The organism is Bacteroidales bacterium (assembly GCA_013314715.1).
Classification (GTDB): domain Bacteria; phylum Bacteroidota; class Bacteroidia; order Bacteroidales; family GWA2-32-17; genus Ch61.
On the sequence record JABUFC010000074.1, the window covers coordinates 1 to 7,712 of the forward strand.

The following is a 7,712-nucleotide window of genomic DNA, read 5'->3' on the forward strand; positions in this document are numbered from 1 at the left end:
TTCTGCAAACACCTCGGTCACAGTAAGTCAGGCAGGAACTTATTCATACGATTGGCACGAAGTGAACGGAACAGGTTGCGAAGATAGAGATACGGTTGTAATTACATTTATACAACAGCCCGTAGCAGAAGCTGGTCAAAATATTAGCTTATGTCAACTTTCAGCAACACTTGCTGCAGTAAGCACAGTTGGTTTAGGAACATGGACGCAAGTAAGTGGACCAGGTTCTATAAGTTTTGATAATAATCATAATCCCAATGCAATTGCAACTGCTACTCAACAAGGAACTTATGTCTTACAGTGGACAGAAAACAACCAAGGTTGCACTTCGTTAGATCAGGTAACTCTTGTATTAACTCAACAACCTGTGGCTAATGCTGGCGTTGATACTGCTCTGTGTTCGTTTAATCATACCTTTAATGCAATTCCAAGCGTTGGAGTTGGTACTTGGCTAATGATTTCCGGACCAGGAACAGCAACATTTTCTAATGTTCATTCTCCAACATCATCGGTAAATGTAAGTACGCATGGTACATATACCTTCTTATGGAACGAAGATAATAATAATGGATGTATTAGCAACGACACTGTACTGATAACATTTAATTATATTCCTATATCTACTTTTACTTTACCTTCTATCCTCTGTTTTAATGATACTATTGTTGTAACTTATACTGGTAATGCCACACCACAAGCTACATATACATGGAATTTTGGCAATGCTACTGTAATTTCTGGAACCGGTGCCGGACCTTATGCCATAACTTATAATCAACCAGGAAACTATACTGTTTCACTTCAAATTTCACAAAACAACTGCACTTCATCTACAACAACAATGCAAATAACCAATCCTGAACCTATTTCTTTAAGTCTTTCAAAAGTTGATATAACTTGCTTTGGATATAACGATGGACTAGTAACAAGCCAAGTAACAGGTGGAACCCCTCCTTATAATTATCATTGGAATAATGGTTCTATTTTTGCTAACCAAACTCAGGCTACAGCAGGTTGGTATTTCTTAACCGTAACCGACCAGAATAGTTGTAAGGCAACAGCAGATATTACTGTTCTAGAACCCGCCCAATTAACCATCGAAATGATAGATTCTATGGCTATTTGTAAAGACTCTACTATTACTATTTCAGCCTCTGCTACAGGTGGAACTTTCCCATATTCTTATCAATGGAATAATGGAGCCAATGCTAATTCTATTACAGTTACACCTACTACAACAACCATTTACTCTTTAATAGTTAAAGATAGCAGGCAATGTATGGCTCAAAAAAGCATTAAAGTATATGTTTATCCACCATTAAACTTCACAGCAACGGCTAATCCTGATAGCATTTGTTTAGGCGAAAAAGTAACGATTAATACAGTAACATCGGGAGGTATGGGAGCCCCTTATACATATTATGTTAATGGTTTATGGTCTTCATCACCTATATATCTATACCCAAATAATTCACAATCGTATCAAATACGAGTAAAAGATGGATGTAATTACACTGCAATGGTTGATGTGCCTATATTTGTATATCCTTCTCCTTCTATAAATCCAAGTTCTAATATTATTTCAGGATGTGTTCCACTTACGGTTCAGTTTAACGAAAGTAGCCCCGACGAAGGACAAACCTATTTATGGGATTTTGGCGATAATAGTTCAGCTTTTTCTAGAAACCCTAAACATACATTTAATAATGCTGGTACTTACACCATTTCGTTAACTGTGACAACTGTTAATGGTTGTCATGTTACCAATATTTTCCCTAATTGGATAACTGTATATCCATTGCCCAATGCCCAATTTATTGCAACTCCTCCTATTGCAAATGTGGTCAAACCCGAAATTGTCTTTTCAAACTACTCAACTTTAGCTGATAGTGTAATGTGGTTTTTTGGTGATGGCGATTCAACTAACATTTATAATCCTTATCACATTTATCCGGCCGATACTCCTCGTACATATCAGGTAACATTGGTCGTATTTACCAATAAGGGCTGCTCCGACACCGTTTATGGTACAGTTCAAGTAAGAGATGTTTATACTTTTTATGCACCAACTGCCTTTAGTCCAGATGGAGATGGTATCAACGAAGTGTTTTATGTTTCTGGACATGGTATCAAAGAAGAAACTTTTAAATTAACAATTTACGACCGATGGGGTGAAATTGTATTTGAAACCAACGATATACATGAAGGTTGGGATGGTCGTATTAAAGGTGGGAAACTTGCTCCTATTGGAACTTATACGTGGCTAGCCAAATTTAAAGACGTTCAAAAAATAGCTCACGATGAATATGGCAAGGTTACCATAATACGGTAATTGGTATTTAATTTATTTTGGGGTATTTAAAATTACTTATTTTACAGATATTTGAAATTTTTATCAAAAAATATTTCGTAAATTAACATACTTTATTTATCTTTCGCTCCAATTATTTAAACCCAAAGGAGATGAATTTAAAAAAGACGATCATTTTAGTATTTATAGCTGGTTTAGCTTTATTTCCGAAGTTAAGTTTAGCACAAAAAGAATCTGAAAATTTTAAATTAAAATTTGCTCAAGCATGGGTTATTTTTAATGACGAAGATTATAGAGGTGCATTAAGAATTTATCGTGAATTATATAAGGGTAACCCTAATCATGCTATGCTTAACTTTAGAATGGGTCAATGTTATACCGAGTTAAAAATGATGGATAGTGCACTTGTTCATTTAAAAAGTGCTGTTGAACTTGATAGTACCATTAAAAAAGAAGCCAATCTACTTTTAGGACAAGCATATCAATATAATGGAGATATCGATAAAGCGTTAGATTATTATTATAAATACAAAAGCAAGTTAAGTCCTAAACAAGCTGAACGCGATTATGTAAACATATTGATACAACAATGTTTAACTGCCAAAGATTTAATGTCTCGTCCTGTTCAAGTTAAAGTAGAAAATCTTGGACCTTCTATTAATTCAATATATACCGATGCTTCTCTATCTATTACCGCCGATGGCAAAACGCTTATTTATACCAGTCGTCGCCCTGATAATGTGGGAGGTAAATATGATTTTAATGCTGAATGCTATTTCGACGATATTTATATCTCTAAATGGGATGAACAAAAACAAGATTGGTTGCCTTCAAAAAATTTGGGTGCACCTATTAATACCGATTTTCACGATGCAAATATGAGTATTTCGCCCGATGGAAATACCATTTTTATATACAAAAATATTGAAGGAATTACTCAAAGTGGTGATATCTATATGTCAACTAAATCACCTACGGGAGAATGGAGTGAACCCAAACCTATACTGAATAAACTTATCAATTCAACCTATTTTGAAAGTTCTGCTTGCATTACTGCCGATGGAAATATCATGTTCTTTGTTAGCGAACGCGAAAAAGACGGTTATGGTCATGGCGATATTTACATGGTAAAAAAAGAAGGAAATTCGTGGGGTATTCCAACTAATCTTGGCCCGGTAATCAATACACCCTACGACGAAATTGGGGTTTATATTCACCCCGATGGCAAAACCTTGTTCTTTAGCTCAAATGGGCACAAAACCATGGGCGGACACGATATTTTCATGTCTTACTTCGAAAATGGGAAATGGTCAGAACCTATTAACTTAGGCTATCCAATTAATACACCAAGAGAAGAAATCCATTTTGTACTTTCGACCGATAAACGCACTGCTTATATCTCGAGCAATAGAGAAAAGAGCATTGGCGACTATGATATTTTTAAGGTGGATATGTCGGAATATTTCAAAACACAAAAAGAAATACCTGCTAATGTAGCTCAAGCTATATTAGGTTCTACTTTAACTATTATGAAAGGAAAAGTTAGCGATGCCAACGATAGTAAACCAATAAAAGCTGTTCTAACTTTTAAGGATGTAATAAATAATGAAACATTTGTAACAGAATCGAATGAGAATGGCGAATACTTTATAACTCTTCCTTCAGATAAACGTTACGAAGTTTCGACCAAAGCTGAAGGCTATAAACCATTTACCTTAAAATTTAAAGTTCCACGTAACGACGAATTAGATACTCCTTCGCTTATTAAGCACTTCTTATTAAATAAGGAATAAAACCAATATGACAAAGATTTTTTTAGCGACTATATTAATGGTAATATGGTCGTGCCAAGCTTTGCTGGCTGATACATCCTATAAAAAGGTATTAAAGTTCGAAATTAAACAAAATATTGAACCAGCTACATGGAGGCTTACTCAAAAAGTCTTTGAATATGCTAAAAATCATAGAGTTACTCATATTATACTTGAACTAAATACTTACGGAGGCATGGTCGATATTGCCGATTCTATACGTTCAAAAATTCTTTATTCGCCAACTCCCGTTTATACTTTTATAAATAACAATGCTGCATCGGCGGGTGCTTTAATTTCTATTGCTTGCAAAAAAATATATATGCAAAAAGGTGCAACTATAGGTGCAGCAACCGTTGTTGATCAGGAAGGAAAAGTGATGCCCGATAAATATCAATCTTACATGCGAAGTATTATGCGAGCTACTGCCGAATATCATGGTAAGAAAAAAATAAAAAACGATACAAACCAAGTAGAAATATGGATTCGTGATCCTCGTATTGCAGAAGCGATGGTTGATCCCAGCATTAAGATAGAGGGAATTGTCGACTCTGGAAAAGTTCTTTCATTTACTGCTAATGAAGCTATGCAATACGGATATTGCGATGGTATAGCTGAAAATATATACGAAGTATTAGATAAAGCTCAACTGAAAAATGCCGAATTTATTGAATATAAACCTTCATTTATAGAAAAAATAATATACTTTTTAATGAATCCACTTATTCAAGGATTGCTCATTATGCTGATAATAGGTGGCATTTATTTTGAATTGCAAACCCCTGGTGTAGGTTTTCCTTTAATTGCAGCTATTACCGGAGCTGTATTTTATTTTGCCCCTCTTTATTTAGAAGGACTTGCCGAACATTGGGAAATTCTTTTGTTTATCATAGGTATCGGACTTCTTATTGTAGAAATATTTGTAACTCCGGGATTCGGAGTGATAGGCACTATGGGTATTATTGCCGTTATAGTAGGCTTAACACTAAGCATGGTCGATAATATTGTTTTTACCATTGATGGAGCCCTTTTTCCTGCATTAGGAAAGGCTTTTTCAATAGTAATATTTTCGCTCCTATGTTCGTTCTTTCTTTCACTCTATTTTTCGCAAAAATTATTTACTAACCAAGGTCGTTTTAAGCATTTAGCATTAAATACCACTCAAAAAATGGATGAGGGTTATATTGGCATTGAAACAACCATCGCTCAAATTGTGGGTAAACAAGGTATAGCAGCCACGACCTTACGTCCATCAGGTAAAATCGACATTGATGGCATTTGGTACGATGCCGTTTCGGAAGATGGGCTCATTCATGTAAACGAACCGATTGAAGTTGTTAAGTTTCTAAATAACCAGGCCTATGTCAGAAGAATTAAAAAAGGATGATTTTATTGTACGTGATTTTAAAGCAGAAGATTTCCCCAAGGTATTAACAATATGGGAAGAAACGGGCTTAGGAGGTGCTCATCGTGGCGATAATTTAGAAATTATTATGGATACCCTTCAGCATGGAGGAGCCTTTTTTATACTTGAAAACACTAATAATCACGATATAGTTGGTACGGCATGGATTACCAACGATTTTCGTCGATTGTATTTGCACCATTTCGGAATGGCAAGGGCATATCAGGGCAAAGGTCTCTCGCATCTATTGGCTGACGCATGCATTCGCTTTGGAAAACAAAAAAAAATACAAATGAAGCTCGAAGTGCATAGAGAAAACCAAAAGGCTAAAAAGCTATACTTAAAGCATGGTTTTAAAGATTTAGGCGATTATGAAGTTATGATAATTAGAAATTACGATGAATAAGATTTTTTTTACTTTAGTACTTGCTGTATTGTTTTTCGATACGGCTATTTTATGGGCTCAAGCCGATATCAAACGCTTAAAGAAAGATGTTTATACCTTGGCAGCCGATTCGTTTTTGGGACGAAAGCCTGCTACTAAAGGCGATAGCTTAAGCGAGGCGTATATCTTAAATCAAATTCAAGCAATAAAAGCCAAAACCCTTGTCGATAAAGGAAGGCATAAAGTAACGTTTATCAATTCAATGGAAATATTACCCTCAAATGCCCTAAAAATATGCAACAACGATATGCAATTAAAACGCGATTTTGTGCCGGCATTGTTTTCAAAATCGACTACCGTTGAAGCGAAACCGTTTTTTGTAGGTTATGGCTTGTATTCCAAAAAAGGAGATAGCCTCATTTACAATCACTATGAAAATCAAAAAGTTGAAGGGGCATGGGTGGTCTTTTTACAAGGTGTACCTGAGGGTATAAAAATCTCTAAACGCGAACAAAGCGACAGAACAAAGGTTTTAAACGCAAAGGATTTGGGAGCATTAGGGGTGTTAATTGTGATGAAAAATCAACAATTACCCGAACAAACATTCGATAAGGTGTCGTCAGACGCTGGATTGCCTGTTATTTATATTACTCGAGAAACTTTTAATTTAATGTTCCCTCATGCAGATAGCCTAATACAGCTAGCCAATAAAAAAGTTTTTCAACCCATCGTTTCAAATGTCAATGTTAAAGCAACAACGGCTTTAAAGCCTGTATATGCTACATCGTACAACCTTGTAGCTATGACCGAAGGCTCGGATGCTACGTTGAAAAACGAATACATTGTGGTTGGTGCTCACTATGACCATTTAGGGATGGGAGGCAGCGGTAGCGGTTCACGCAAGCCCGATACAGTGGCAGTGCACAATGGTGCCGATGATAACGCTTCGGGCGTTGCTGGCGTTTTAGAATTGATACGATTAGTCGAAAATGCCAAACAAAAGCCCCAAAGAAGCATTGTTTGGGTTTTCTTTACAGCCGAAGAAATGGGCTTACTCGGATCTAAAGAATTTGTTAAAAATTCACCCGTAGAACTGAGTAAAATAAAAGCAATGATTAACCTCGATATGATTGGACGCATGAACGATAGCATGCCTCGCTTGTCGATAAGTGGCACAGGTACTGCCGATGTGTTTGCACATATACTCGACAGTCTTAGTCAACATTTACCTTTTTCGCTGAAACAAAACCCCGATGGCAATGGTCCTTCGGATCATGCTTCTTTTTATGGCAAAAACATTCCGGTTTTGTTTCTCAACAGCGGCATTCATACCGATTACCATACTCCTATGGACGATAGAGAAAAAATTAATTACCCACGCATGGTTCAAATAGTTGATTTTACCGAAAAATTGCTCTATGCCATAGCTAATTACCCAACTACAATGACTTTTAAAGAAACACAAAGCAATCAGGAACAGAATTCGTATCGCGACACCAAAATAACGTTAGGCATTATTCCTGATGTAGCCGGAACTACCGAAGGTTTGTTGGTAGAGGGAGTAAAAGCAGGTGGCTATGCCGAAAAAGCTGGCTTGCAAAAAGGTGATGTGATTGTTAGCATGGACGGAAAAGAAATAAAAAATATATACGATTATATGGCTCGCCTTAATCAGTTGGAAGTAGGGCATGTATTACAAATCGAAATCGTCCGAAACGGCAAAAAAGAACTGAAACAGATTCAGTTGTAAGCAAGATGCATATTTAAATTTCTGTAATTTTTAACCTATTCTATTTTACA

5 protein-coding genes are annotated in these 7,712 nt (G+C 36.1%); all 5 read left to right on the forward strand.

The annotated features are described in order from the left end of the window. Positions 1 to 2,332, forward strand: a 2,332-nt coding sequence (locus tag HPY79_11940; protein NSW46515.1) for a gliding motility-associated C-terminal domain-containing protein, incomplete at its 5' end; no start/stop codon positions are given. A 131-nt stretch (positions 2,333 to 2,463) separates the two neighbouring features. Continuing rightward, complete coding sequence (locus HPY79_11945; protein ID NSW46516.1) at positions 2,464 to 4,104, forward strand: PD40 domain-containing protein; 1,641 nt, start codon at positions 2,464 to 2,466, stop codon at positions 4,102 to 4,104. 7 nt (positions 4,105 to 4,111) lie between these two features. Continuing rightward, positions 4,112 to 5,509 carry a nodulation protein NfeD gene (locus HPY79_11950; protein NSW46517.1) on the forward strand — a complete coding sequence of 466 codons (1,398 nt, stop codon included), beginning with the start codon at positions 4,112 to 4,114 and terminating at the stop codon, positions 5,507 to 5,509. Beyond that, positions 5,484 to 5,933 (forward strand): GNAT family N-acetyltransferase, encoded by a 450-nt coding sequence (locus HPY79_11955; protein ID NSW46518.1) that lies wholly within the window; start codon positions 5,484 to 5,486, stop codon positions 5,931 to 5,933. Before HPY79_11950 ends, HPY79_11955 begins: the two co-directional genes overlap by 26 nt. After that, entirely contained in the window at positions 5,926 to 7,662 is a 1,737-nt protein-coding gene (locus HPY79_11960; protein ID NSW46519.1) for a M20/M25/M40 family metallo-hydrolase, read from the forward strand. Before HPY79_11955 ends, HPY79_11960 begins: the two co-directional genes overlap by 8 nt. Positions 7,663 to 7,712 lie beyond the last annotated feature (50 nt).